This is a genomic window from Streptomyces sp. NPDC001868 (genome assembly GCF_040297125.1).
In the GTDB taxonomy this organism is placed as follows: domain Bacteria; phylum Actinomycetota; class Actinomycetes; order Streptomycetales; family Streptomycetaceae; genus Streptomyces.
The window spans coordinates 1-1,963 of the sequence record NZ_JBEOYO010000134.1; the positions used below are offsets into that span (position 1 = coordinate 1).

At 72.0% G+C, this 1,963-nt stretch carries 1 protein-coding gene; it reads left to right on the plus strand.

Features of this window, described 5'->3' with window-relative positions:
* Window positions 1-205: 205 nt before the first annotated feature.
* Window positions 206-1,846: an ABC-F family ATP-binding cassette domain-containing protein gene (locus ABT147_RS47120; RefSeq protein ID WP_351418719.1), complete on the plus strand. Its 1,641-nt coding sequence runs from the start codon at window positions 206-208 to the stop codon at window positions 1,844-1,846.
* Window positions 1,847-1,963: the final 117 nt, after the last annotated feature.

Consider the following 1,963-nt stretch of genomic DNA (forward strand, 5'->3'; position numbering starts at 1 on the left):
CTCGCTGTGCATCACCTGGGGCCGCCCCGGCTGGTTCGTCGTCGGGACCCTGTTCGCCCTGACGGGACTGATGGCGCCGCTCGCCGTCCGCTGGGACGAATCTTTGACGGGGGCGAAGGGGCACGCAGCCCCTGGGGGATGGGACGGGTAGGGGCGGCGGGGGCGAGAAAAGGAACCCCACACCCCCTGTCGTTAGGATCCCCTCGTGACCGCCACCCTCGTCGTCAAGAACCTCACCGCCGGCCACGGCGACCGCGCACTCTTCTCCGGCCTCGACCTCGTCATCGCCCCCGGCGATGTCATCGGCCTGGTCGGAGCCAACGGCGCGGGCAAGTCCACCCTGCTCCGCCTGCTCGCCGGCCTGCTCCCCCCGGAGGCGGGCGAGCTCCGGCTGTCCCCGCCCACCGCGGCCATCGGTCACCTGCCGCAGGAGCCGGAGCGCCGGGAGGGCGAGTCCGTACGGGACTTCCTCGCCCGGCGCACGGGCGTCGCGGAGGCCCAGCGGGTGATGGACGACGCCACCCAGGCACTCGTCGACGGCGCCCCGGGCGCCGACGACGCGTACTCGACGAGCCTGGAGCGCTGGCTCGACCTGGGCGGCGCCGACCTCGACGAGCGCGCGGCGGAGGTCGCCGACTCCCTCGGCCTCGGCGTCGACCTGGATCAGCCGATGACCGGCCTCTCCGGCGGCCAGGCAGCCCGCGCCGGACTCGCCTCCCTCCTGCTCTCCCGCTACGACGTCTTCCTCCTCGACGAGCCCACGAACGACCTCGACCTGGACGGCCTGGAACGACTCGAACGCTTCGTCTCCGGTCTGCGCGCGGGCACGGTGGTCGTCAGCCACGACCGCGAGTTCCTCACCCGCACGGTCACCAAGGTCCTCGAACTCGACCTCGCCCAGAACCAGATCAACCTGTACGGCGGCGGATACGAGGCCTATCTGGAGGAGCGCGAGACGGCCCGCCGGCACGCCCGTGACGACTACGAGGAGTTCGCCGACAAGAAGGCCGCGCTCCAGGACCGTGCCCAGATGCAGCGTTCCTGGATGGACAAGGGCGTCAAGAACGCGCGGCGCAAGGCGAACAACGACAACGACAAGATCGGCCGCAAGTTCCGCAGCGAGGCGAGCGAGAAGCAGGCCGCGAAGGCCCGGCAGACCCAGCGCATGATCGAACGGCTGGACGCCGTCGAGGAGCCGCGCAAGGAGTGGGAGCTGCGGATGGAGATCGGGGCTGCCCCGCGCTCCGGTGCCGTGGTGGCCACGATGCGGGACGCCGAGGTGCGGCGGGGCGACTTCGCGTTCGGGCCGGTGTCCCTGCAGATCGACTGGGCCGACCGCGTCGCCATCACCGGCGCGAACGGCGCCGGCAAGTCGACCCTGCTGGGCGCGCTGCTCGGCCGGGTCCCCCTCGACACGGGGCACGCCGCGCTCGGCTCAGGCGTCCTCGTCGGCGAGGTCGACCAGGCACGCAAGCTCTTCCACGGCCCCGAGTCCCTCCTCGACGCCTTCGCCACGGCCGTCCCCGACACGGAACCTGCCGAGGTCCGCACCCTCCTCGCCAAGTTCGGCCTCAAGTCCACCCACGTGCTGCGCCCGGCGGTGACCCTCTCCCCGGGCGAACGCACCCGGGCGGCCCTCGCGCTCCTCCAGGGCCGAGGCGTCAACCTCCTCGTCCTCGACGAGCCCACGAACCACCTGGACCTCCCGGCCATCGAACAGCTCGAATCCGCCCTGGACACGTACGAGGGCACGTTGTTGCTGGTCACGCACGACCGCCGGATGCTGGACGCGGTGAGGGTGACGCGGCGGTTCGCTGTGGAGGCCGGCAAGGTGACGGAGAGCTGAGGCCGCCGTCCCGGCCGCGGCCCGGTGGGGCTTCTCGCGCAGTTCCCCGCGCCCCTGAAAAAGCAGGGGCTGCGCCCCGTGCTTTTTCAACGGCCCGCAGGGGCCGTTGCCTTCAGT